Source organism: Burkholderia cepacia (genome assembly GCF_001039005.1).
Classification (GTDB): domain Bacteria; phylum Pseudomonadota; class Gammaproteobacteria; order Burkholderiales; family Burkholderiaceae; genus Burkholderia; species Burkholderia theae.
In genome coordinates, this window is the sequence record NZ_LDWR01000014.1 from 181277 (window position 1) to 205928 (window position 24652).

Sequence of the window (24652 nt, forward strand, 5' to 3'; positions counted from 1 at the left end):
TATGAATTTGCTTATTTTTATCTCCAATTCAATGCAGAATTTCGCGCCAGACAACGGATGGTATTCTTGTCACCACTGAGTCGTGTCGTTTCGACTTCAGATCCGATCGCCTACGCGGTACCTGCATCAGACGCACTTGCGTGGATGCCGGACGTCCGTTGCATATTTAAAGACAGTTGCCGCCATAGATGATAAACACAGCATCTTGTGTCAATTTTATTTCGACGCAAGCGAAGGTAACAATCAAGGCCAATATTCAGTAAAACAGATTCCAGCTGTCGTTGTCATTCCGCTTCATATCGCCCGTTCCGCTCCGGCGGTATCACGCCCCGCCCCGCTCCACGCCGAATCTCCAGAAACTCGCCACGCGCACGCCTTCGGCGCGATGTTGCCGATACCGTCGACGCGGCCGACAAGATCATTTCATATTTCTCACCAAATCCTGACTTGATTAACATCGTCATTGTTAAAAATTAATCTGACAGAAAATATCTTGTAATTATAAAAGCGACCTTCTAGCATGCGTCTGCGGTTCGCGACATGTCTTATATCAAGGTTGGTGCTTGATGCATTCCTCGAAATTCACGCTTTTATTCACAATCTGGGGGATTACATGAAGAAACTGTCTCGTCTGCTGTCCATCACCGCGATTACCCTTGCGAGTCTCAGCGCTTTTGCCCAAGCCGGCGACCAGTCGGCCGCGGTCGACAAGGCGCTGCAACTGATCCAGCAGAACCCGTCCGCCTTCAGTCTGGCTACCGGCAGCGCCGCACGCACGTTGAAATTCGCGGCGCCGCTGGCGGGCGCGCCGACGGACGGCGACCAGTTCCAGGTCCGCGACGTGATCGTCGATCCCGACGGCACCGAGCACGTGCGCTTCGACCGCTTCTATGCGGGGCTGCCCGTGATCGGCGGCGACGTCGTCGTCCATTCGAGCAAGGGGCAACTGAAGCAAGCGAGCGTGACCCAGCCCGCGCCGGTCAATCTCGCCGGCAAGGTCGGCAAGGTTGGCGACCGCTTCGTGGTGCGCAACGCGCCCGACGTGGGCGCGGCCCGGGTCAAGCGCATCGCGGCCGCGCGTTTCAATTCGGACGTGCGCCGTGTCGACGAAGCAGAACTCGTCGTGTTCGCACGCGACGTCACGCCGACGCTGGCGTATGCGGTGCGCGTATACGGCAAGTCGACCGACGCGCACGGCGATGCGGTGCTGTACTACGTCGACGCGCGCACGGGCACCGTGCTCGATGCGCAGGACCTGATCAAGACCGCCGCCGCGACCGGCACCGGCCGCTCGCTGTACTACGGCACGCTGACGCTGACCACCGACCAGACCGGCACGAACTCGTACCGGATGCTCGATCCGAATCGCGGCAGCGGCTCCGTGTATGACGGCCGCGGGCTGATCGCGGAAGACGTCGAGCAAGCGACCGACCTGCCGATCTTCACGAGCAGCACGAACGTGTGGGGCAACAACACGACCACCGACCGGCAGACCGTCGCCACCGACATCGATTATGGTCTCGCATTAACTTGGGACTACTACAAGACGACGCACAACCGCAACGGTATCTTCAACGACGGGCGCGGCGTGAAGAGTTTCGCGCACGTGGTGTTCGACACCGGCAGCGGCACGACCGGCGCGAACGCGGCATGGATGCCGTCGCATATCATGGTGTACGGCGACGGCCAGCCGGGCACGAGCCTGCCGAAGCCGGTCGTGTCGGTCGACGTGGCCGGTCATGAGATGAGCCACGGCGTGACCGAGGCCACCGCCAACCTGAACTATTCGGGCGACGCGGGCGGCCTGAACGAGTCGACGTCGGACATCTTCGGCACGCTCGTGAAGTTCTACGCGAACAACCCGAACGATCCCGGCAACTACGTGATCGGCGCGCGCGTGGTGAGCGGCGGCCTGCGCAAGATGTACAAGCAGGATCTCGATGGCCGGTCGTTCAGCTGCTATCCGTCCGGCGGCTTCTCGTGGTCGAATCCGCGCCACGATCCGCACTTCACGTCGGGTGTCGGCAACCGCTTGTTCTACCTGCTGTCGGAAGGCCCGGTGGTGCCGTCGACCGATACCGGTCTGTCGAGGACGCAACTGGTTTGCAATGGCGACACGACCTTCAGCGGCCTGGGCCGCGAGAAGGCCGGCAAGATCTGGTACCGGACGCTGACCGTGTACCTGAACGCCAACTCGAGCTACCCGAACGCGCGGCGTGCGTCGATCCAGGCGGCGAACGATCTGTATGGCGCGAACTCGGCCGAGAGTGCAACGGTCGCGCGCGCGTGGAGTGCGGTCGGGGTGAATTGATGGCGCTTGTGTGGGTGTGTTGAACGCCGGAGGGTCGCGTGGCGGTACTTCGTTTCGGAGGAAGGCACACCGATCGAAATCGCGCGGTTTTCTCGCGTGAGACAGGCACGTGTTGATCAGCCGCCTGCGATTGCAGGTGGCTGATCGGCGAAAGTTTCAACCGTGCGGCGCGCGTCGGACCATGCCCTTCATTCTGCCTTCGCCTCCACGTTCGTGCGCTTGATCGCCAATAACCTGCCCGTGGTTTTCGACGGATGGCCGATTCCGCCGTCCTACAGCCAGTAGCCGAGGCCCATGAAGATCGTGCCGCCCGCGAGGTTGCCGAGCGTCATGAATACTTCGTTGTGGATCGCGCCCGCCAGCGTGACTGTGTCGGGATGCGGCGCGATCAGAGACGAACCTGTTCGCGACGCGCTGCTCGACGCCGCTGGCCACGAACGCGAAGCTCAGCCCGAGCTTGGCACCATCGTTCGACGTTCTAGCCGCCATCCAGATCGCGAGGCACACGAGCCAGTTGCACGTCAGGCCCTTTGCGAACAACGGCACGGCCGGCGTCGTCATCTTGAGCTCGACCGCCTTGAAGAACGTCGCGGAACCGTCGGTCAGCAGCACGCCGCCGCCGGCCGCGTACAGGATGTACCGCGAGCGTCAGTGCGCTGAGCAGGTTCCCGATCCAGCTCGCGACCCACACGGCAACCATCTCGCGCAACCCGGAGTCGCGGCGGAATACGGAAAACGGCATGTACATCGCGGTGCCGGTGAACAGCTCGGATCCGGCGAACACGACGATCGTCAGCGCACAGCGCCCATGATTGGGTGCGTGTATGCCGGATCGATGTGGGTTCCGACGGTGAACATCAGGATGTCGCCGAAACCGATGTAGGCGCCCGCCAATTACTCCATTCCCACCAGCCGGAAAATGGATGGGGTCGAGATGCGCATCCGTCGGTCGAAATCGCAGCGATCGTACACCCTAAAATTGAGATAATTATTTTACTCATGACGTTGATTTTTTTCAGATCATGAGTCGATCGATTATTTTTGCCTATTCATCTAAAATCAACAATTAAATTTTTTGAAAAGAGAGCTTATTAATGGAGTGAATTTTTCCGTCGAAAATATTTTTCTCCAAGAGTCGATGCTTAACACTTGAGTGGTTTGCGAGATTAAACTCGGAAGTCTATCGCGACTTGCTGCGCCAGTATCTCTTTACATCCGAAGCTGTTCTATATCGAAATTTAGACTCCCGGCCTTCAGTATAGCCTTCGACCCCAGTCATTGAGCCGTCTTCAGAAACGCGCTTGTTTTCCACTAGCGCTTCATTTTCATCAAAATTATAAGCGTATACTTGGTAAAGCTTTCCATAGGTACCATCGCCGCGATTGTTTATATCCCATGCAACAATGGAAAAAATGTTAACGTGGCCATCCAGAAGCATAAAAGATATCGACTCTACTATCGGGATGCCTCCTTCAATCGTGTATCGAGCAAATTCTGTTTTTTCACATCCATCTTTTATTGGTCGATAAAAATCGAGAACCAACGGATAGCCGAGATGTCCGTTTTCGATAGAAATTCGAGAATTCTTTATCAACTCAGATGCATCGAACACGTTGTTTCTTACATTTACCACTAGACATTTCGCGATGCGTTCGGCCCCATATCCGCTGAGGGTGAAAACGAACAGCGTCGCACCCGCCACCAACAACTTGGAAATAAACATACTATGCAGCTACCCCGTATTCAGTCGCCTATGCGGCGATTTCAGGTTCGAGTATCCGGTCGAGTTTGCGAACGAGATCGACTCCGATAAATAAAATATCAATCTACATTCTTCGCACGATCTTCAACTTCAAGTGAAGAGCACATTAACCACATATCTAGTGGCCTCGAGCCTTCTGAGTAGTTAACTTGACACCATCCTGCTGTAACCTTTTCAACTGTAAGCCGATCTCCTTCGATCAGAAATTTTCTTGTCTTGTCGCTAATGTTGGGTAATTCGAACAGGTGGCTTTTAAACTTCAATCGAACAGGAATATTATCGTCCCCGCTCATCAGGGAGGCGAAAGGCGAATTTATTGCCCGCCGAACGTCCAGTCTTGACTGGCAAGGAAAATTGTATACTACTTCCGTTCGATCTAATATGAAGCTATAACCCGTTCCAAACCAATTGGAAGCGCGCTCATTACGACGTAAGACGTTCCCGGTCAGATCAAAAACATCGACAGAGTAGAATTTTCCAGACGAATTTGGTTCCGCGAGAGAGTTTCGCACTGTCATTGAGTGGATTACGAAGATTTTTTCTCGATAATCTTCATTGATTTTGAATGAAAATGCGTCAACAATTTCACCAGGTGTATCATCATAGAGTAGCCCACGACCTTCGGCCCTTAAAGGGGATTTTTCATTCGCGATGTAATACAAGGAAATCGCCTCCGTGCCGACTTGTTCCCCAGTCTTCGGATCCAATGCCTGCTCTCGAACAAAGCAGATTGTTCCACTCTTTATGCTCAGCGGCGGGTAACTCTGTACACCGTGAATATCGGTGCACGTATTCTTTGCGCATGCCGGGCAGCTTGCGAGTGCGATCAACAAGAAAAAATAATTCTTAATCATCAGTACACTCCGATGAAAAGTCTTGTTTGAATTTGGTGGAAATCTCTCTTTTTAACCGCTGTCGTTCAGAAAGATCTTTGTATCCGGGGTTTATTGGGTGAGTAATTTTTTGACGCCCTCGTCTCCGGTGGTCGTTGGATTTTCAGCAATCGAACCAATCTCCCTGTCACTCCAGAACCATCATCCAGTATCCGCAATCAGTCTAGGGTTATTCCCGACAAGCTCTATCTGATGGCGGTGCAACTCGCTCCCCGCGTCGCAGTCCGTGAATCGGAGAACGGACGTCGGTGCCGATGTCGTACAGGTGAGAAGCCCCACGTGAAAAGTTCCGCGACAACGAGCCCGATAAATGGAGTCCATCGCAGTGCGATCCTCCGCTCGTCCACCGCGCCTCGGCTGAACCACCGTTGGTTCACCACCTGTTTCGCATCGACGATCCCGGCCGTGTATTCTTGCTCCCTCACGCCCGCGCGCAACATACGACTATTCACCCTATACGAATGATGTTGCTCATAGCGCTCGGGGAACGCAACTCCTTATGGGACCAACTGCGCGTCTGGATTCGTCGGCTTGATCGACGGGTCACAGGGAAATTGGTTCTGGCTAGAGGGTGTGCGAAGTCCGTTCGGCATTAATTTATTCTTTGGCGCTCATGCTCCATCCGAATGAAAACCCGGCGGTAAAGGTTTGCGAAGATCAACAGCTGGATCGAGTGGATACTGATCGACCATAAGATCGAAATCAGGGCGATCGATCCTGTATTGCTATTTTTTAGCGACAAATAGTTTATCTCGGGTTGCCGCGATCACATAGTCATTTAAGTCTTCGAACGGGTCGAAGCTGTGCTCCATATAATTCATAGCGACAAAGGTCTTTCCACCATCCGTCGAGTACATCAGTTCAGCAGTCCATCCGCGATCATTGGTCGCAAAATGCGGCGGCGCCGAAGCTGGGAAAACCAAATTCTTGCCGGTGGGGTCGGCATTAATCAGATTACCTTGGTAATTTTCCACGTCCCCACGTCCGAGCTGCTGACGGATGCCTTCACGAGTAACGTATTTCGTCGGTTCGCCGATTGCTCGCACGCCGTGAAAATCGAGCACGTCCGCTAGTGCGGCGCTCTTCGCCTGCGGCACGTCAAGATAATAGAATTGGTGTGGCTTCGTGCTGGCGCACGTCGTAATTTTATCGGTTGCTTCGTAACTCAAAGCGAACTCCTGTTGGTCGACTCGGCGAAGATGGACTGATAGCGCGCAAAAATTTGACGTAATCGTCTAAGCCAGGAACCCACGGCGCTACCACATACTACGGTGAACGGTTCAAAAATCTATCGAGCGTCACATAATTTGAATATCCAATCGCGAGATCTCGTTCATATCATTCGTGCCTCTGCAATCGGGCAGAAGCGTCGAGCGAGGGCATCAGGTCACGCCACGACCTTTTCATCGATCGTGTCTCACAGAGATCCCATTGACGTTTGCTTATCGAGAGGCGCTCTTCGGCTCCCCTCCTGCAGCAACGAGCAACTGGTCAACGAGCTCGAGCTTCAGCGGTTTGTCCGCGTTGAGCTTTTTCTTGTCGATCACGTATTTCCAGCCGTCGCCATTGCCAGGGTTGCGGTAGAAGGCGACGATCGCGACATATTTCGTGTCTGCCTGCATTGGCTGCGTGAGGCTGGCCGACGCACCTGGATTCAGCACGGAAGCGACGCTCGCCTGCATGTCCTGGGCGAGGACGATCCGATCGTTCTTCAACAAGTCCTCGTAGGACGCGCCATCGAACATCTTGCGATCCTTCAACTGGTATACACGTACGACGACTGAAGTCGCGCGGCCTGCGTCGTCGGGGTTCAATGCCTCGCGAGCAGACAGATCGACGTTGAGCACCTTCACTTGCTTGAAGAACACCGCGTGATACGCGCTTGACGAGGCGTCGGAAACGGATTGCCACGCGCCGCATGCGGACAGGAGCACGACGGAAGCAGCAATCGAAACTACGAAACGAATTGACATTGACACTCCTTAAATAGGCGTGTTGTGAGTTGTCTTCCTGTTCGGCGGCGACGGGCTACTGTCCCGCAACGCTCGACGCATTGGAAGTGAAATCGATCACTGGCGCTTTCGAAATGGCCGCCTCGTTCGCCACACTGAAGTTTGGTCTCGGTTGATAGTCGAACGCCTTTGCGATCAGCACGCCAGGGAATTTCCGGATCTGGACGTTATAGGCTTGAACGGTTCGGATATAGCGGCCGCGCGCGACGGCGATCCGGTTCTCGTTTCCCTCCAATTGAACCTGCAAGTCCCGGAAAACCTTGTCCGCCTTCAGGTCGGGATACCGCTCGGAGACCATCATCAATCGACTCAGTGCGCCCGATAGCTCGCCTTGACGCCGATCGAATGCCGCTAGTGCGGCTGGTTCCTTTGCCATCTCGGGCGTGATCTGGATACCGCCGACGCGGGCCCGGGCGTCAGTGACCTCCAGCAAAACCCTTTCCTCATGCGACGCATATCCCTTGACCGCCGCCGCGAGGTTGGGCACAAGATCTGCGCGGCGTTGGTATTGATTGAGCACCTCGGACCAGGCAGCATCTACCGCCTCGTCCGTTGACTGGATGGCGTTGTAGCTGCACCCTCCGAGCAAAACAACTACCGACCCAAGTACCAGGATCCAAAGTGACTTCATTTTGTCTTTCATTTCAAATGCCCCGAACAGCGCGATTGTGTGATGTGCGACCTTCGTTGAGATGATTGTGCTGCTTACCAATTTCCCGATGCACCACCGCCCCCGCTTGATCCGCCCCTTCCGGAAAACGTGTCTGATGCGGGCGAACCGGAACTGGAACTCGATCTTCCCGTGGAGCTGGATGTCGACGACGAATTGCCTGCAAACGTAGCGAAGAGATACAAACAGATCAGCAGCACACCGAGCACGAGCAGCCCGATCAGGATCAACGTGTCCTCGACCGACAAGCCAACTGCGAGGCCGAGAAGAAACAGAACCAGTAGCGTTACACCGGCGATCGCGATACCTCGATGAATCAGCACGGAGCCTTGATACACCTCCACCACGGATGACCATGACTTCCGAATGCCATCGTTGCGAAAGAATCCAATGCATCGTGCGATACAGGTTTGCAATCCCCAGCCGAGCAAACACGCGAGTGGCCCCATCAACGCCGACACCATGAAAACGAGAAGGACTGTGCCCACCATGTCCAGTTCCATCGGATCCAGCAGCAAGACGACGATCATGGCGAGCACCGTCAATGCATAACTTGACGATAAAACGGTTGGCCACCGCGGCCAGTACCTTGCCGCGGCAATGCCAGCGACAATGTTCGCCAGCCCGAGCCAGAGCGAGAAAGAATCGCCCGGTAACGGGCTCGATTCGTTTGATGCCGGTTTCCGTCCGTCCTTCAAGCCTGATGCGGATTCTGGCAATGGCGAAGCAAGCCGGTTTGCCAACGCGTCGACTGCCAGGCTAAGCCCAGTTTCGATCTTGCCCGCACGAAATGCCGGGACGATGCGGTCATGGATGATCTCGCCGACAACAACGTCAGGGAGCGTTCCTTCGAGCCCGTACCCCACCTCGATTCGAACGCGGCGATCCTGTATCGCTGCCACCAACAGGATTCCGTTGTCGACGTTCCGTTGGCCGAGCTTCCATTTCTCGAAAACCGTGGAGGCGAATTGCTCTATCGAATTCTGTCCAATCGACGGCACGACCAGCACCGCCAACTGGACACTCGTCGTCCGTTCGAGGTCGTCGAGACGTCCAGTCAGGTATGCCTTGCACGATTCGGTCAGCACGTCACCGGTATCCGTCACCCTGCCTTGCAGTATCGGTATTCCGTCCTTGCTTTCAATGACGGGGGCAATTCCGGCCATGCCGGCGTGCGTACAGACATCCGGCGATGGCTTGGCGGTTACGCCCGACGCGGTTGATGGAGAATTGGTTGCCGTAGCGTTGGCCGTCGTCAGCGACGTCGCGATCGCAAGCGACGCGAGGACGAGCATCCACGCTCGATTTCCGGCGGCCTTACGCCGGAGCCCCGTAACCGGAAGGAAATGTGTTGCCCTGCAACTGCGCCACAAGCCAGCCGGCCAGCGGGCCAGCCATGAGGCACCCACTGATCGCAGTAAGACCAAAGCAGTCGCTGACGTTGTGAATCGGACGGTCATGGCATGTTTCCTGTCAAGCGTGTGCTGCGGCAAGGTGTGGATTGGGCCCGGGCGCGGCGAACGCTTCGTAGACGCCGAGCGGAATATTGACGACACGCTCCTCTTCAGCCGGCAGCACGGTAGTCCAGCCAAGCCGCGGCGCCGGACCGGCATTGCCCCGACCGATCGCGGGTTCCGGTGCGTAGCGCGACGACACTTCCATGCGCACGTGCACATCGGCTTTGACACCCACATACAACTGCAGATAAGCCATCAGATCGCGATGCAGCGTCCCGCCGGGTAGCAGGCCATGTGCCTGTTCCGCATCGGCGGGATGCAGCGTCACGCGCACCGCCCGGCTGCGATACGCCATGCGTTTGCCCAGTACATAACCGCCTCCCAGACCGCCGCGCTTCCCGCTTTCCGGCGCGCCGATCGCATCGCCGGTCGAAGTGAGCGGCTGAGGTCGGCCGGTCGACGTCGTGACAGGCCAGAACTCGTCGACCCGCACACCGACGCGCGGTATCGCCAACGCGACGACGCCGGCCAACCCTTCCGGGGTGCGGGTGCGCTGAATCAAGAGCCCCAGCAGCGCCAGCATCCGTGAATCAGGCAGGCCGGCACGCTTCGGCTTGTCACCCCAGCCGAACCCGGCCAGACACAGCAGACTGCGCGAATGCGCATCGACACCGCCGGGCCTGAAGTGCTCCGGATAGCGGTACTTCTGCCAGGCGCGATACAGCAGCGTGACGTACCGGTGATTGAACTGGTCGAGAAATGCTTCGACCACCTCGTGCCCTTCCTCACGCAGCACGATCTCGTCAAGCATGTGCGAAGGCATCGCTGCGTCGACGCCGTACAGACCCATGAACGTCGTGCGCACGGTCGGCGGCGCGTCAGGCTGTTCGTCGTCGAACTCGACCGACGCAACTTCGCCGGTGGGGAAGCCCATGCGCGGCCGCGGTCGGAATCGCACCGGATCATGCTCTGGGGTGTCCCGCGCACCGAACCCCGGGAGGTCAGGCATACGGACTTCGAGCAACCGGCACAGCTGCATGAAGTTCATGCGTGGTGCGCGCGCCAACAGCGACGCGAACAGCGGATCGAGATTGGGGAGATCGCGAGGCTTCATAGCGGTGCCCGCCCGGCCTTGCTGCGTGGCCATTCGACGCGGGCCTGCGACGGCAGGCTGACGATCGCGAGCTTCGTGAACAGATTGATGTCGGCGTAGAGCGCGAAGAACCGATGCAGCAACTCACCGAACAACATCACGTCGCCCTCACCTGAAAACGCGTGGCTGTCGAGCGTAACCTCGATCAGTACGCCACGCTCGACCGAACCACCGGACACTTCCTCGATCAGTTCCTGCGACACCCGCAGAATGCCCACGAGCCTCCGACGGTTGAGTTCGTCGTCCGTCCAGTCGTAAAGCGCGAGCGCTCCGCGCAGCACTTCCGCGTTCATCATCGACAGGAAGTTCGGCGCCAGATGAGACAGCACGCGCCACTGGAAGCGATCTTCCGTCGGCGGATACAGCGGCAGTGTTGGCGACACGAGATTGCGCACGCCGGCGACGTTCTGCGTGCTGGTCGCGAGTTCGTTGAGGCTCGCTTCCCGCAATCCTTTGCGCGGCAACAGCCCGTTCGTTCCTGTCACACGCAGCGACAGGCTTTCTTCCGGCAAGGTCTGCATCGTTTCCCAGGCGTGACCGCCGAGAATCACCCACGTCTCGTGAAGTCCGGAGACGCCCGGCCTCACCCGCGTGTGGAAATACCGCTCCGGTGCCTCATGGCGCAGCATGCCGCCGCGATGCCGGAACGTGGCGAACGGCACGTATTCGTACCGTTCGGCCGTTTCGTGGTCGAATGCCTCGATCGCGTCGACCGAATACGTTTCGACATGCTCGCCTTGATGGCCTGCCGGCACCACGCGGTATTCAGTTTCGTGATGGTCGATCTGGATCGGCTCTGCATCCAGTTCGAACAGGTTGATCACGGGAGAACAGAACAGTCGCACGTTCTCCGCGCTGAAGCGCTGGTCCGATGGATAAGCGTACTTCAGCACGATCTCCAGCTCGAAACGGGTCGAGCTTTCGGGGAGCTTCGTGATATCCAGTCCGCACAGGTCGACGAACAGGAATTTTTCGCGGAACGTAAAGTATTCGAGCAGCAGCTGGTAACCCGAGAACGCCGTATCGGCCTTCGGCCACAACCGTTCTTCGGGCGAGAAGCCGGCCGGCTCGATCGTGACACCCGCAAGCGGCAGCGCTTCGCCATCGCGGATTTCCGGAATGCGCCAGTGGATGGTGTCGATCTGGCGCGTGAGTGCAAGGTGCATCGCAAACGCTGTCGGCAGATCCGCACTCAAGTGCAGGCGCAACCGCGACAAGTCAGTCTCTTTGCGACGTGCCGAGCCGTCGAGCGCGAACCCGAGGCGGATCACAGAGCGGCCGTCGTGGCGCACCGCCGGTCCGGCATGCGTGATCGTGATCGGCTGCAGTGCGACGGCTTGCGTGGTTCGGTAAACGCACTGCACCGTTTTCGACGTCGTGCCTTCGGCATCGTTTGCGGGGGGTACGGCGATCAGGGCGGAGCGCACCGGCACGCCCGCCGGCACGACTTCGGTTCTTTGAAGCTTTTCCGCAAGCGGGACAAGCTCGACGACCGACAGCGACGGGATCATCCGCAGGTAATGCGGCCATAGCAGGCTGACCAGCCCTTCCGTCAGTTCCGGTAGCTCGTCGTCGAGCTTCTGGCGAAGCCGACCGGTCAGGAACGCGAAACCTTCGAACAATCGCTCGACGTAGGGGTCGCGATCGCCGACGCGATCGAGGTTCAGCAAGCGCGCGCGGTCAGGATGCGCCTTCGCGAATTCCTTGCCGGACTCGCGCAGGTAGCGCATTTCCGCTTCGTAGTAGCGCAGGATCGGGTCGTCATTTTCCATCGTAATACTTGTTATGAGAGAGTCAGTGCGCGCGCCGGATCGAGCACGGTCAGTTCCGCCTGCAGTTCGCCGATGCGGCGAGCGAGTGTCGGTTTGTCGGCGTCCTTGCGGTTGCTTATTGCTTTCAACGCACGAACCAGTTGTTGCTTGACCTCGAAGACCAGCGCCGGCTCCCAGCGCATCAGCGGCAGCGACCGGGATGACGTGTCGAGCTCGGCAAGCAGTGCCAGTGCCGTATCCGGGCGGCCGGCATGATCGGCAAGGCGCGCCATCACGAGCCGTTGCAGGTAGCGGTGGCGATCGGTCCTCATGCCCGGCAGCGCTTCGAGCCACGCGAATGCGGTTTCCACGCCTTCGCGCCCGGCCAGTTCCCGCGCCTGCGCTTCGATTTCCGGCCAGTCGCCGGCATTGCCTTCGCAATCGGCAGACACCGGCAACGGCGCGACAACTTCGCCCGCTTCGAGATCGCGCACGACCGCGTGTCGTGCGATCCATTCGAGCGTCGTGTCGTCGGCGAACGGTGTGCCGTCGTTGAATGCCAGCCGCTCGATGCCGGGCAGCCGTTCGAGGAACAGCGCGAAGTCCGCGCGCAGCAGTTCGCGGCACGTGTTGTACGGCATCCCGGCGTGATCGAGGGCGACGTGCTGGAAATACTGGAGGTCGAACCAAAGGTGGTTCACGCCTTCCATGAACGCACCCTCGACGCGCTCGAGCAACTCGTGCCATTGCTTCTGCAACACAAGTCGTTTCATTTGCTGGCGCAGCTCGGCGCGTGGCGGGACGAGGCGCGTGCGGGTTGCGGTATCCGCCGGCGGCACCTCATGCAGCGTGTCCCAGCGGATGCAGCGCACGAGTCGGACCGACGGCAGGTAGCCGTTCTCCTGGTCACGCAGCCAGACCGCCATCGTGCGTGCCTGATCGAGCAGATCGCGTGCGGAGGCGATGGCGACGGGCGTCGTTGAGACGATCGCACTTGCTATCGCGACGGTTTCCGATTCCGCCCCGCGGGCAGGTTCGCCTTTGCGCTCGAAGCGGGAGACGAGTGGTTGCAGGTTCGGACGCGCGGCTTCGGGCCACGCGCTCGTGGCGGCTACCAGCACGTCGAGCGCGGCGAGCGCACGCTCTAGGTCGGCCGGCGCAAATGCACCGCGGCTGTCGAGCAACTCGATCACGCGTGCGGTGGCCAACATTTCGAGCGCGCCCTTCTTTGCCTCGACGCGCGTGGGCAGGACGGCCTCTCCGAATCGGTCCACGAGCGCGGCCGCCAATTCGAGCCCGTCCGCGAAGCCAGCGGTGCCTTCCTGACGCAGTCGCGCGAACGCGAAGTACCCGGCCAGACGCAGATCCTTGCCGATTTCCTTGATCAAATGCTCGCAGGACCTGACGATCAACCCGTCGTCGATGCCGGAAATCTTTTGCGTTTCTTCGCGAAGCTCGAAGAACACGTCTTCGTAGCCCGGATCGCGACCCACACCGCTGTCACCCGAGAGCGGGAGCAGCCACGCATTCCACGCATCGAGCCGCGCACGTACCAACTGCTCGGCGTCTTCGCGAGCAGGGAAAAGACCCTTGAACAGTCCCCCCAGTTTCATTCGACCTCCGGCAACGCGCCACGTGGAAGCGGCATCGCGGCGTGTTTGGCCGCTTCGATCATCGACCGCGGCAGCGGCGGCGGATTCGCGGACGAGAGCTTCGCTCCCGACTTCGCGGAACCCGTCAGGAAAATCCGCGTCGGCAGCGTGAAGTTGCGCAGTTGCAGCACGTCGAGCGGACCCGCACCGGCCTCGCTGCGCAGCTGCACCTTGAGCGGAATGCCCTGGCTCGTATCGGGTGTCCACGTCAGCAAATAGCGTGCGCTGTCCTGCGACGACACATTCGCGCGCTCCAGCAGCCGGATCAAGCCGAACCGGCCCTGCGAATCGAGCGCTGACCGTAAGCCGCCCTGCTCGGTCTGCCATTCGATGTGAGACAGGTTTTCGAGCGACTGGCCCGGCCACTCGAACGGCACCCATTCCTGCTTCTGGTTGAAGTAGCGCAACTCGCGTCCGGACAGCACGAATTTCATGTCGGTCACACCCGGTGTCGGCACGGCCTGCAGTTCGTACCGCACGCGTGCATCTCCGGATGGGAACAGCACGGTCGAGACGCGGGTCAGCTTATTCAGGCTGCTGAGGAAGCTCGGATCGATCGTCAATGCACCGTGGTCAGCACCCTGCGCGGCGACCCACCGGTCGCCTTGCCGCTCGACCACACCGGCGAGTTGAGTCGTGACGAACTGCGCAATCACGCCGTTGTCGGGCCGCATGAAGCGTGCCATTTCAGGTAGCGACGCGTCGTTGTCCGAGTCAGAGAACGGATAGCGGCCGCCGAACGCCTTGTTCCAGTCCGCCACGATCGCAGTGCGCCAGATTTCGTTCAGGCTCGACGCGGCTGGCTGCACGACGACCTGCCATGCCTGGTCGAACGGCGTCCGAAAAAGCTCGCCGAAGCCGGCCCACTGCTCGCCCAGACTTGCGGCCACACGGCTCGCGTAGTCGCGACTGTCCGAAATGTCCGACGTCTTGCCTTGCAGGACCGATTGCGCGGCGAGACGGGCAATCGCGTCCGGATCGGCGCCGGAGACGATTTGCGACGCCTTGAGGCGCATGGCGGTGACCCGTTCGAGGTAGCGAGCGAGACTGAGGTCCCCTGTCGCAGCCAGTTGCGCCGCGGCCTTGTCGTTGGATTGGGCGCCGGACACCAGATCGCTGCCGGTCAAGCGCAAGATCGGTCCAAAGGCCGTTGCGAGCGGCGCAAGCTGCGGCTGGACCTGTTTTGACGGATCTTTCTCGTCCGCGCCGACAAGCTGCTGTGCCTTGTTGATCAGGCTATCGGAAAGTGACTGCGTGTTCGCGCCCGCTCCCGCCTGATAAACAATCACGTTCATCAGCGCGACGAGCGGCGAGCGTTGCGGGTCGCCCAGCAACGTCAACTGGTCGGCCGTGGCCGACAACGTCGGCGCGGATTGCCACCGCAGGCTGTTAAGGAACAGCGCCCACGCACGCGCATAATCGTCGAAGTAGCGCTGGCGCAGCTCGGCTTTCAGCGTAGACGGCGTCTGGTTGCCGCTCTTGGCGTCGGACAGCACCCAGTCGCCCGAGACGTCGCGCTGGGTGCTGGCGTCATCGATCGCCTTCGCGATCCGTTCGTCCCACGCGGTGCGCGTGAACACGCCGGGAACAGTCGCCGTCGTGTTGAACAGGCCACGACTCGTCGTGTCGCCGAGCAGTGTCGCGAGGGAGATTGGCGGATACTTGGGCGTCGCTTCATCGATGATCTGCTGATAGAGCGCGTCCTTGGAGTTCTGGATGCCGCGCACGCCAATCACCGTCTGGCGGGCCGAGGCAATCAGGTTGCCGTCTGGCACGATCGCGAGCGCGGAGATGTTCGACGTGGTGTCGCGGCCGAGATGGCCCGCAAAGAAGGCAATCGTGTGCTGGCGCAGGTCTTCCCAGGCGCCGGACGACAGGGGCGAGTTCGCAGGGCGTTCGGGGGCGGCGGTCGCAACGAGTTGCGGGGTCAGGAATGCAGCGACCGCGCGTTCGGGCTTCGCGAGCATCAGGTAAGCCTTCAGCGTGTCGTACGCGGCCTGCACCTGCGTATTGCCGCCGCCGGCGATCTCGGCGTCCGACAGTGATGCAAGCTGGTGTAGATGCGCCTCGAGCTTCTGGCGGATCGGTACAACGAGGATGCGGTTTGCCGCATTGGCGTAGCTCGGCCAGAGTGCATCGAGCAGCGCGTTGTCGCGGTTCAGACCGAACCGCGCCGGCCACGGTGCGCCTTCACGCTGATGGACTTCCAGCGTATCGATTTGCCGGTCAAGACCGTTGAGGGTTTGCAGGGCCTGCGTGCGATCCTGGACAGCGGATAGCTGCGCGACCGTATCGGCTGCGTTCCGGATCGTTGCACGGTTGACGAATCCCGACAGCATCGTGCCGCCGATCCAGCAGCCGACAAGGGCGGTCGTGAACCATGCTGCGGTCGTCGACAACGAGAAGCCAACGCGGCGACCGTGGATCTTGCGGCTGTGCTCGGCGACGGTCTGCCAGATCGTTCGGTGTTGAGGTCCGGCCGGCGGTTCGTCGTCGTTCGCTTCGGCGGGCAGCGATGGCACCAGCTCCCGTTCCTTGAACAGCGGTGCGAAAAGGAGCCCGTGGACCGCGTGCCGCCATACACGTGACTGGGAAGTTTGCAGTACCAGACCTGACAGCGCACTACGAAGGTTCGAAATATGCTGCGACAGCTCGGCGGGGTAACGGTCATCCGCATCCTTCGTCAGGCGTACGACACCGGCGTCCGCCAGGTTGCAGGTGAGGTCTTGCAGTGACGTGTCGATCTCGTTCGCGCTTACGCGTGCGTTGGACCATGTCAAGGCGATCGCCTCGTCGGGACTCGACGTCACGCTGCCGAAATCGGTGACGTTGAGCAGATACGCGGGCGCAGCCCAGCGCAGGGCACGCGGGTAGCGCGCAAGCCGTTGGGCGAGTTCGTCGGTATCGAACGGCGTATTGGCCGAACTGCGGTTACGGGTCACCGCCACAATTGCGTCGATCGGGCGACGGCGGCGCAGGCGGCGGATCTGGTCGAGCCATTCGGTCTCGAGCGTGTCGCGGGTTTGCCTGGCGTACAGCAGGATCGTGTCGCCGGTGATCAGATATCCCCTGTCGATGAGCCCCGGTGCCAGACGCTTCACTAGCGGTACGTCGCCGGCGACGAGTACCCATCGTTCGCGGTAGCGCCAGCGCCAGCCGTTGCGGTCGCGCAGGACATTGCGAAGTGCCGCAGCTCGGTCGGCTTGTCCCGGCGGTTGGCCCTGATCGTCGTGGTCAACGGACGCAGCGCGTTTGCCAGTGTCGTAACGGGCAAACCAGCGGGACGCTCTCAGCGAGGCGATCCCCAGAAGCACCACCTCGAAGTACTTGACCAGCAGGATCACCAGCAGCAAGGTGGAAAACAGCGACAGTTCGATGATGATCCGGGTATCACGAGACCACCCGTGACGAGACCCTTCCACCCATATCGCTATACCGAGCGCAAGGAAGACGATGACGGCCGCAATGCCAATGAAGAGGCCGGCTGGTCGAGTCTTGTTTTCGTTCTGGTTGTCGTTCATGTCTGCTTTCTACACATGAGGGCGATCAGTTCCTCACCTTCGCCACATAGCACCAATTGAGGATCGCCAGTTGTCCAAGCACTTTCTGCGGCAAGGGCGACGGCCAACCACGGCCCTGCGCCTGAACAGTCGCCCACCGACGTCTCGAGCGTGATCCATCGCGTCTCATCCGGGAATGATGCGGCTTGCCGAACCGCACTCACACTGTCATCGATCAGGCCATGCACCCACACCGTTTGCAGCCTGTCGCGCGAGGATTGTCCCCAACGGGCTGCACGCTCAATCGTCGAAGCGGCGACATCAAGCGTGCCTTTGCTTGGCCGATGCAGCCGTAGCCTGACAGGATTGGTCGGAGACGTAAGGCGCGGGTGCCCAACGAGCAGGGCGACGCCCGCCTCTGCAACACCGTCAGACAGGATGGCACTGATTGCATCGCGAAGCTCAATAGCCAACAGCAAGCGGGCTGTGTTGACGTCTCGCTTGTCAAGCCATGCGTCCGTCCGGAAGAGCGATATCGTGTGTTCACCTGCCACGCCCTCCACCTTCAATGCAGGCACTTGTTCGGCGAGCACTTCCCGTAGCCGGGTCTCGACAGCGTCGGATTTCAGCCTGGACCGATGATGTAGCTCGACCTGGAGCTTCGTGTGTGGTGGAAGAGCGCTGAGCTGCGGCAGGAGACGGTTGATCAGACGCTCGATCAGCCACATACACACGGCGTGATGGCGGGCATGTTCGACGAGTTCGTTACCCGGCTGAAAACGAATCTCGGGAATGTCGAGCCATCGTGCATGGACTTCGCTATCCGGGACCGCGCCGCTTGGCCGTAGTTTCGCCAGTTCGGTTCCGGTCAGTATTCCTTCGAGCGAGTTTTCCGAATCGTTCGCGGCAAAGCACCATGCATGGCCCAGTATCGTCGTTGGCCGGCCCGCCATGGCATGACAAGCCTGTTCTGCCTCATCGCTGACACGGTTAATCGCAATCGCCTGATTGCGACGGACATAGCCATACCCGAGCCAGGAGCACAGCAGAAATGCCCACACCATGAACGGGTAGCCCGCGACACAGAACCAGAACCACAGCGTGCTCGTCGGCGCGCCCGCGGGCCAGAGCACGATCGCCAGCGCCGCCCCTACGCCAATTACGAGAATTAGCGCGATCGTCCAGACGATCATCGACGGCTGCGGCGCGGGTGGTACCTCTACCCGTGGCGGCACGCGATTGAAATCGACGGGCATCGCTTACTGAACCTGCGCCCCGGTGGAAGAGGCAATGAGGACCGCCCCACACCGCGTGTGATCGCCGTCGCGCGACAGGGGCGTGGTGCCATCCCTCATTCTTCCGCTGCCTTCGACGATCTCGTTGTCGCCGTGGAGCGGGCACGACACTTTGTCGCCGACGCGGGCGGCTCGACGTCCCTTTACCTTGATGCGATCAGAGCCGGTCAGGATCTGGCCGCCGTGGCTCGTTGCGTCGCCTTCGTATGCGAGATTTTTCATTTGATGTGTTTCCTCGTAAATTTCAGAAAATCTAATTGCCATCAATAAACCGAGAATGGTCCTTTGGGTGGAACCCCAACCCAAAATCCTTTAATTCCATTTCCAATTCCATTCAACATGAATGCTCCACTGGAAATTCGGTCGGAACCCATCTCCAAGAGGTAGTACATCCCATTTTCCACATTTCCCTCTAATGTGATTTTTCGATTTCTTTTGGTATAGCTATAGGTACCATTTAGGCAAATTCCGGCTGTCGAAATGGAGTAGTTAATCTCATAAATTCCGTGAATCATGGCAGTGCCGCTGGTGGCATCGGACACAATTGATCCAATCGAATAGCACGAAAAATCACCCTTAAACAACACCGCGTCATCTTTTAGATTTGCCATCAAAAAGAACTTAGAGCTATTTTTCAATGGAATAAATTCATACCCGGCGATCGAGAAAAGCTGTCTATTATGTTGATCGAGCACGACAATCTTTTGTTTGCTTGTCTCCGATGCCCCTTCAGGCGCGCATCTAGCAATTCTGTACGAGCTGGCCTCAACACCCACAGCGCTTGCGCAAGATCCAGGGGACAAGCTCTTAAGCCAATCGTGGTTCACAGTATAAATATTTAGGTTGGCGGTATTGATTGACGAAGAGACATCAAACTGATGAAGTTCTTGTCTTTGACAAATTGCGCCAACCGCTCGTGTTTCTTCGACGGAGTCGTAAGTATTTTTGTACAAACATTCAACATACAGATTTCCGTCAACAAACTCTATTGGCGCAAGAATCTCGTATTTGGTGCGCGATCCTTCTGATTCTATTTTTAGCGCAATCCCATATCCAACGACAGACACTAAACTTGATGATAGGGATGACTCATTCACGATGAGATTATCGTACGAGCCAAGTGGTTTTTCATCTTCGTAGAAAGAAACAGAGTTGATCTGATTGTTCGAGGTTATCCGTGCTTCGTATGTATGGCCGTCGCGCGCAGAAACAAACTTCAAAATTTCGGCGCGGGCACCTAGTGGCAGGGAAATGGCGATAAACATGCATGTTATAAATTTCAGCATTTCACGGCCTCAAGAATCGACTTAAATCGAACTGCGAAAGAAGCAATTGTGTCGGCCTGATCAAGGCCATTAATAATTCTTCTGGCGTTGAAGTAATCCTGCTCATCAGCATTGACGTAATCCGCCAGTTTCTTGCCGGTGAATATACCCCTTTCCATCCCGTATACAGTCGCCCACGCAGCGATTTCAGGCTCGAGCATCCGATCGGGTTCGTGAACGAGATCGACTCCGATCTGCTCCCCGATCGTCCGATAGTTATTTTTCCACGTTACCTGAACATACCCTCTTCCGCGGTAAGTGTAACCATCTCCTTGCTCTGTATTTCCATTATCCTTTGCACGTTGTCGACGCTTTTTATTATCGGCCAAAATTGGATCATATTTATTAAAATAACTTTCTCCTCCACCCTCGGTCGTAGGTTCAAAATATATAAATATTTTCTCACCCTTGTGATATTTTTTTGTCTCGAGTCTAGCTGTTCCAAGCATATAGGCTATATACGGAATATTGCATTCTTTATTTTTGTATTTTTCGTAATAATCGAGAATTCCTTGGATAAGAATCCTTAAATTTTCCTTCGATGTGGCATCAAGTTTCTGAGTGCCAATCTCAAAAGAAATGTGTTGCCCTTCATATATTTGCAAAAATTCATCCACATTGATACAATTGCAGTTGCACTTGAAATTTCCCACTAATCCAATAGGATTGACGTGATAGACATCCGGCCCCGGGATACCGGCCTTCACGTCATCCCACCACGCAAGCGCCTCGATCCGCTTCCGTTCTTCCTCGTGATGTGGCTTTGGGCCCGTTTGCTTTTCCAGCTCGGTAATCAGCTGCGTCCACTTTGACGGATTGGCCCACTCGCTTTCGTGCTTTACGATCAGTCGGGATGCCGCCTGCATCAGCCACGGATATCCGCCTCGCTCGGTTTGCGACAGCGTGCATAGCTCATCAGCTGCCTGCTTGCCATCGCCTTTCTTGAACAGGGCGTCATACACCTTGAGCATCAAAGGACTGAGCTTCGAACGCGAAGCAAGGTCGACAGCATTGGCGCCGCTCGCATAATCAACCCACGCCTGTGTTGTCGCAAAGATCGTGTGCGCCGGATCATGGGCGTCCGCGAAGCACTCAAAGTCGACCCACTTCTGCGCGAATTCCCGCGTCACCCGCCCACTTGCGTGATTGAAATCGCAAACCCAGCCGTCGATCGATTGACCTTGTGCATTCACGCCGTCGACATGCCACCAATTCACCGGGTAACCGGGATTGGGGTTCGGATGCGGCTCGGGGATTCGCAGCTTCGGGTCACGTGCCAGTTCGGCGAGCGAATACACTTGGACCGCGTCCGTCTTTCTCGACTGTGGGTCAGTGCCTGGAACGAACTTGTTATCCTGGGTACGTTGATACAGTACCGTGCCCGGTGCAATCCGCAGGATTGTTGGCGCGGATGGCAGGCCCAGTGCCGCCCAGTCCTCCTTGTGCGGTCCGTGCTGGTTGACCCATGCGCGGCCCTGTTCGAGGAACGACTGGATGCCTTCGTCGCAGAACACCTCGATGTGTGCCATCCGGGTTCCAGACGTGCTTTGATTCAGCGAGTCGTAGCGGCCGAGGTGGCCAATCAGGTCCCCCGCCTTGACCGGAATGCCGCCTCCATCGCCTTGCGGATCCCCCTTTGTGCACGTCTGATTCGTCGTCACGATCACGCGGTCGAACATCGAGTCCAGAATGACCTCCTCGACGACCGGCCCGCCGTTTTCCTGGCCGAGATAAATCCAGCCGCCGATGGCACGGGAGGGCTCGACGTAGCCACCGGCGTCGGGCGGATACGGCGATGCCCCGTGCAGGTCCGTTACCTGGCCCCAGTCCTTCTCCCTTTTGCCGATGCTGACGTTCGCGCCCTGCGGCAGGATGCCAATGGTTTCTCCGCGTGGGTGGCTTTTGCGCACCCGCAGTCCCTGCTGCGACGGATCGGGGGCTTGCCCGTTGCGACCCGGTGAGGGCTTGTCCTGCGCATGCTGAGTTACCTGCCATTGCCGCGACCAGTACGACGGCTTGTCACGCTTCGGGAAGTTCGTGTAGTCCTCCCAGGACATCAGGTGCATGTACAGGCTGTAGAACGTCAGCCTCGTGCCCTGCGGGAACTCCATCGTGTGTCGTACCAGCGCGAAGCCCGTGCTAAACGGCGCCTGAATGGGCGATCCGCTGCCAGCCTCGGAGATTTCGCTAAGCGGATAGGTCTTGTTGGCGCGAAACGCGATCAGAACGCCATCGGCGACGCAGCGCAAGCCAGCATCGAGATCCAGCGACTGCCCTGCGCCCGCCTCCGTGATGTGGATACCGCCGTGCCACATCCCCTTGCGGCTGACGAGATACGCGCCTGATGGCTCTCGTTCGGCGAGCAGCCGGTAAATTTCGTGTTCGTCAGTGAACTGGGCGGAGGCCTCTGACTGGCCCCGCCCCTTACGCAGGAATGGAAAGGCAAACGGCAACGGTTTCAGCTTGGTCTGGGCCGGCGTGGGCACTTGCGGCTTCTTCGGTGCAGGTTGGCTTGTCATAATTGAGCTTATTCAGAAAATCCGAAGTTCGTTGCGTCTTTCACGTCGTTGAGCGGCGCCTTGGACCATGTCGGGAATTTGAAGCTGCCACCGTCAGGGTCGTCGACTTTCAGGTTGCCCTTGAGCTCGATTTCTCCGGCCGGACTGCCGAGAATGATCTTGCCGCCCGAGAGCTTGATGTAAGCGCCGGAGCCGTCGCCGAGCGTGACACCTTTGCGGCCAGTGATGACCACTTCCCCATCTGACGAACTGGCTGTCATGTCCTGCATCGACATCAGTTCCATCGTGTCGGACTGCGCCTGGACCTGAACCTTCCCCTTCGCGGCGAGGATCCGGATCCCAAGCCGCGCTGCAAAAACCGAAATCGCCTCGCCAGCGGCGACTGCGATACGCTTCATGACGCCAATGTCGAGCCCGTCACCTGCAGTGATAAACATTTGCTTGCGGGCAGCAAGTTGCATCTGCTGGCCACTGGCGAGCCCGATGCCATCGGGGGCTGTCGCGACGATGACGGGTTTCTGAAGTTGCTTGAGCTTTTGCTGGATCAGCACGCGCTGTTGATCGATGTCAGCCTGTAGCGCTTTCGCAGCGTTTGCCGAGTCATTCAGCGTGTGCAGGATCTGTTCCGCCTGCTCGAGCGTCATGTCGGCGTCCTGCATCGCGAGTTGCTGCCCAGCAGCGCCTGGCTGTCCTTCAGCGGTAACCAATACGCCCTTTGCGCCCCGGACAGCAGCCGGCCCGTCGGTGCGCAATTCCACACCGTGCCCACGCTCCTTGCGGTCACCGTCGACCATATGCCCCAGGTTAAGCTCGCTGGCCTGAAACGGCGTCGTCAGATGGATGTGCTCGACACCTTCCTTGTCTTCCATCCGCAACTCGTTCTGCGCGGTCGTACGGATAAGGTTCCGGGTGTGATTGAGGTTATTGACGAGATCCGGATGCAGGCTGTCGTGCATCGCACCGACGATCACGGGACGGTTTGGATCGCCCCCGGTGTGAATGATCGCCACCTCCGCGCCGTCAATCAGCGGGAAATGATGACCGTAGTTGTCACCGCTATATGGCTTGGCGAACCGCACCGGCCGGCTCGTGCCACCGGGACTCCATTCATCGAGGTCGAACGGCAACTTGATCACATACCAACCTTGTTCGGTCAGGTACGCGTACTTGTAGTTTCCGGGCGACGTGATGCGCGCGGGCAGAATGCCGTCGATGACCGGGCGCGAAATCTCAGCCGTCGACGTGCGCCACACGCGGTCGGACGGAATTCCTTCGAAAGTCACCCAATACGACTGGTCGCGGCCGCCTTGCGACTCCACCGATGTGACAAAGATCCCGTGCTGCGCGTCGGCCGGATTCGGCTCGAGCCGCATGACTTCACCGGCCTCCAGCCAGAACGGGTTGCCGGTACCCTTGAACGTGACCTGCGTTGCCAGTAACGCCTCGTGCCGCAAACGAGCGAAGCGCTTGCCTTCTTCGGGCGTCTCGTAGTGTTCGCCCCAGCGATAATCGACGCCATTCGTCGTCTTGTCGTCGCGCGCGGCGTTTTCTTCGACCAGCAGCGGCACACCGGCCTGCCGGTGGTTGTAGTCGTGCAGCCGCACCGCTTCAGGCACGCGTCGGGTCCGCTTTTCGAGCGTCTTGATCGCATCCGTACCCGAGCTCTCGAGCCCCGAGTCGCGCCGGTACGACACGGTGCGTTGCTTGCGCGCATAGGCGTCCAGGTCGTCGCCGAACACAAGCACCGCATGATCCTTCTTCTGCTCCCACCGGAACCAGATCCCTTCCTCCGCGCAAAGGCGCTGGACAAAGGCGAACGTCGTCTCGTGATACTGGGTGACGTATTCGTGCCGCTTGTACTCGCCGCGCAACTGAAAAAGGAAGTCGACCCCGGCCCGGTAGCCGTAATGACGCAGCGTGTCGGTAACGATCTCCTCGACCGACTGCTTCTGAAACAGCCGGCTCGTGACACCTCGATTCAGATCGGCGAGCTTCGGCTCGAGCCGGACCCGATAGTGTGTCTGATCGGCCGACGTACTGCACTCGTCGAACTGCGTCACGATGCCGTGGACCGTATATGCAGGCGACATCTCGCTGAATTGCGCCGCGTTCTCGCCGAACATCCTGCGCAGATAGTCCATGTTCGGATCGACCGGAGCGACGATGAATTTCGCCGGTCGGCCGACCACCTGGTCCATCGGGATTCCCGAAATCGGACTCGTGAATTCGATATCGTAGCGGTACAGCTCGCTCACCGCGTCGCGGCCCGTGAATCGGAGCACGGACGTCGGTGCCGGATGCGGCGCCAGCTTCAATTCATAAGCCTGCGACGGCAATATCATCGACATGGGT

Annotated in this window: 17 protein-coding genes and 1 pseudogene; 1 reads left to right on the forward strand and 17 read right to left on the reverse strand. The window is 58.7% G+C overall.

Annotated features, from left to right (window positions below):
• Positions 1-613 precede the first annotated feature (613 nt).
• Positions 614-2311: a M4 family metallopeptidase gene (locus VL15_RS08835; protein ID WP_048244961.1), complete on the forward strand. Its 1698-nt coding sequence runs from the start codon at positions 614-616 to the stop codon at positions 2309-2311.
• A 156-nt stretch (positions 2312-2467) separates the two neighbouring features.
• Here the strand turns inward: VL15_RS08835 and VL15_RS39825 are convergent, their stop codons facing one another.
• The 17 genes and pseudogenes from VL15_RS39825 to VL15_RS08900 form a co-directional block, all read right to left on the reverse strand.
• Positions 2468-2923, reverse strand: coding sequence for a formate/nitrite transporter family protein (locus tag VL15_RS39825; RefSeq protein WP_268991191.1), 456 nt, complete (start codon positions 2921-2923; stop codon positions 2468-2470).
• A gap of 85 nt (positions 2924-3008) precedes the next feature.
• Positions 3009-3059, reverse strand: a pseudogene (locus VL15_RS43760) (hypothetical protein); the annotation flags it as partial.
• A 432-nt stretch (positions 3060-3491) separates the two neighbouring features.
• Positions 3492-4034 (reverse strand): hypothetical protein, encoded by a 543-nt coding sequence (locus VL15_RS41825; protein WP_155420165.1) that lies wholly within the window; start codon positions 4032-4034, stop codon positions 3492-3494.
• Between the two features lie 98 nt (positions 4035-4132).
• On the reverse strand, positions 4133-4927 hold the full coding sequence (locus VL15_RS41830) for a hypothetical protein (protein WP_155420166.1): 795 nt from the start codon (positions 4925-4927) through the stop codon (positions 4133-4135).
• A 764-nt stretch (positions 4928-5691) separates the two neighbouring features.
• On the reverse strand, positions 5692-6135 hold the full coding sequence (locus VL15_RS08845) for a T6SS immunity protein Tli3 family protein (RefSeq protein ID WP_048244965.1): 444 nt from the start codon (positions 6133-6135) through the stop codon (positions 5692-5694).
• Between the two features lie 273 nt (positions 6136-6408).
• Positions 6409-6939: a type VI secretion system lipoprotein TssJ gene (tssJ, locus tag VL15_RS08850; RefSeq protein WP_048244967.1), complete on the reverse strand. Its 531-nt coding sequence runs from the start codon at positions 6937-6939 to the stop codon at positions 6409-6411.
• A 55-nt stretch (positions 6940-6994) separates the two neighbouring features.
• Positions 6995-7609 (reverse strand): LemA family protein, encoded by a 615-nt coding sequence (locus VL15_RS08855; protein ID WP_048244969.1) that lies wholly within the window; start codon positions 7607-7609, stop codon positions 6995-6997.
• Positions 7610-7683: 74 nt separating this feature from the next.
• Positions 7684-8943 (reverse strand): TPM domain-containing protein, encoded by a 1260-nt coding sequence (locus tag VL15_RS08860; protein WP_048244971.1) that lies wholly within the window; start codon positions 8941-8943, stop codon positions 7684-7686.
• A 178-nt stretch (positions 8944-9121) separates the two neighbouring features.
• Positions 9122-10252: a type VI secretion system baseplate subunit TssG gene (tssG, locus tag VL15_RS08865; RefSeq protein ID WP_048244972.1), complete on the reverse strand. Its 1131-nt coding sequence runs from the start codon at positions 10250-10252 to the stop codon at positions 9122-9124.
• Positions 10216-12030: a type VI secretion system baseplate subunit TssF gene (gene tssF / locus VL15_RS08870; RefSeq protein WP_048244974.1), complete on the reverse strand. Its 1815-nt coding sequence runs from the start codon at positions 12028-12030 to the stop codon at positions 10216-10218. Before tssF ends, tssG begins: the two co-directional genes overlap by 37 nt.
• A gap of 11 nt (positions 12031-12041) precedes the next feature.
• A complete protein-coding gene (tssA, locus tag VL15_RS08875) occupies positions 12042-13622 on the reverse strand; it encodes a type VI secretion system protein TssA (RefSeq protein ID WP_048244977.1) in 1581 nt (526 codons plus the stop codon).
• A complete protein-coding gene (locus VL15_RS08880) occupies positions 13619-17182 on the reverse strand; it encodes an ImcF-related family protein (RefSeq protein WP_048244979.1) in 3564 nt (1187 codons plus the stop codon). Before VL15_RS08880 ends, tssA begins: the two co-directional genes overlap by 4 nt.
• Positions 17179-18354, reverse strand: coding sequence for a hypothetical protein (locus VL15_RS08885; RefSeq protein ID WP_230684387.1), 1176 nt, complete (start codon positions 18352-18354; stop codon positions 17179-17181). Before VL15_RS08885 ends, VL15_RS08880 begins: the two co-directional genes overlap by 4 nt.
• 66 nt (positions 18355-18420) lie before the next feature.
• Positions 18421-18678, reverse strand: coding sequence for a PAAR domain-containing protein (locus VL15_RS08890; RefSeq protein ID WP_048244983.1), 258 nt, complete (start codon positions 18676-18678; stop codon positions 18421-18423).
• Between the two features lie 41 nt (positions 18679-18719).
• Positions 18720-19721, reverse strand: coding sequence for a hypothetical protein (locus VL15_RS41835; RefSeq protein WP_155420167.1), 1002 nt, complete (start codon positions 19719-19721; stop codon positions 18720-18722).
• A gap of 14 nt (positions 19722-19735) precedes the next feature.
• Positions 19736-22300, reverse strand: a complete 2565-nt coding sequence (locus VL15_RS08895) for a chitinase (RefSeq protein ID WP_048244985.1) — start codon at positions 22298-22300, stop codon at positions 19736-19738.
• Between the two features lie 8 nt (positions 22301-22308).
• Positions 22309-24648 carry a type VI secretion system Vgr family protein gene (locus VL15_RS08900; protein ID WP_048244987.1) on the reverse strand — a complete coding sequence of 780 codons (2340 nt, stop codon included), beginning with the start codon at positions 24646-24648 and terminating at the stop codon, positions 22309-22311.
• Positions 24649-24652: the final 4 nt, after the last annotated feature.

Bases quoted from the DNA above. Each gene is read 5' to 3' on its own strand.
- VL15_RS08835 (WP_048244961.1), top strand. From the start codon at position 614: ATGAAGAAACTGTCTCGTCTGCTGTCCATCACCGCGATTACCCTTGCG.
- VL15_RS41825 (WP_155420165.1), bottom strand. From the start codon at position 4,034: ATGTTTATTTCCAAGTTGTTGGTGGCGGGTGCGACGCTGTTCGTTTTC.
- VL15_RS41830 (WP_155420166.1), bottom strand. From the start codon at position 4,927: ATGATTAAGAATTATTTTTTCTTGTTGATCGCACTCGCAAGCTGCCCG.
- tssJ (WP_048244967.1), bottom strand. From the start codon at position 6,939: ATGTCAATTCGTTTCGTAGTTTCGATTGCTGCTTCCGTCGTGCTCCTG.
- VL15_RS08855 (WP_048244969.1), bottom strand. From the start codon at position 7,609: ATGAAGTCACTTTGGATCCTGGTACTTGGGTCGGTAGTTGTTTTGCTC.
- VL15_RS08860 (WP_048244971.1), bottom strand. From the start codon at position 8,943: ATGCTCGTCCTCGCGTCGCTTGCGATCGCGACGTCGCTGACGACGGCC.
- tssG (WP_048244972.1), bottom strand. From the start codon at position 10,252: ATGGCCACGCAGCAAGGCCGGGCGGGCACCGCTATGAAGCCTCGCGAT.
- tssF (WP_048244974.1), bottom strand. From the start codon at position 12,030: ATGGAAAATGACGACCCGATCCTGCGCTACTACGAAGCGGAAATGCGC.
- tssA (WP_048244977.1), bottom strand. From the start codon at position 13,622: ATGAAACTGGGGGGACTGTTCAAGGGTCTTTTCCCTGCTCGCGAAGAC.
- VL15_RS08880 (WP_048244979.1), bottom strand. From the start codon at position 17,182: ATGAACGACAACCAGAACGAAAACAAGACTCGACCAGCCGGCCTCTTC.
- VL15_RS08885 (WP_230684387.1), bottom strand. From the start codon at position 18,354: ATGATCGTCTGGACGATCGCGCTAATTCTCGTAATTGGCGTAGGGGCG.
- VL15_RS08890 (WP_048244983.1), bottom strand. From the start codon at position 18,678: ATGAAAAATCTCGCATACGAAGGCGACGCAACGAGCCACGGCGGCCAG.
- VL15_RS41835 (WP_155420167.1), bottom strand. From the start codon at position 19,721: ATGTTTATCGCCATTTCCCTGCCACTAGGTGCCCGCGCCGAAATTTTG.
- VL15_RS08895 (WP_048244985.1), bottom strand. From the start codon at position 22,300: ATGACAAGCCAACCTGCACCGAAGAAGCCGCAAGTGCCCACGCCGGCC.
- VL15_RS08900 (WP_048244987.1), bottom strand. From the start codon at position 24,648: ATGTCGATGATATTGCCGTCGCAGGCTTATGAATTGAAGCTGGCGCCG.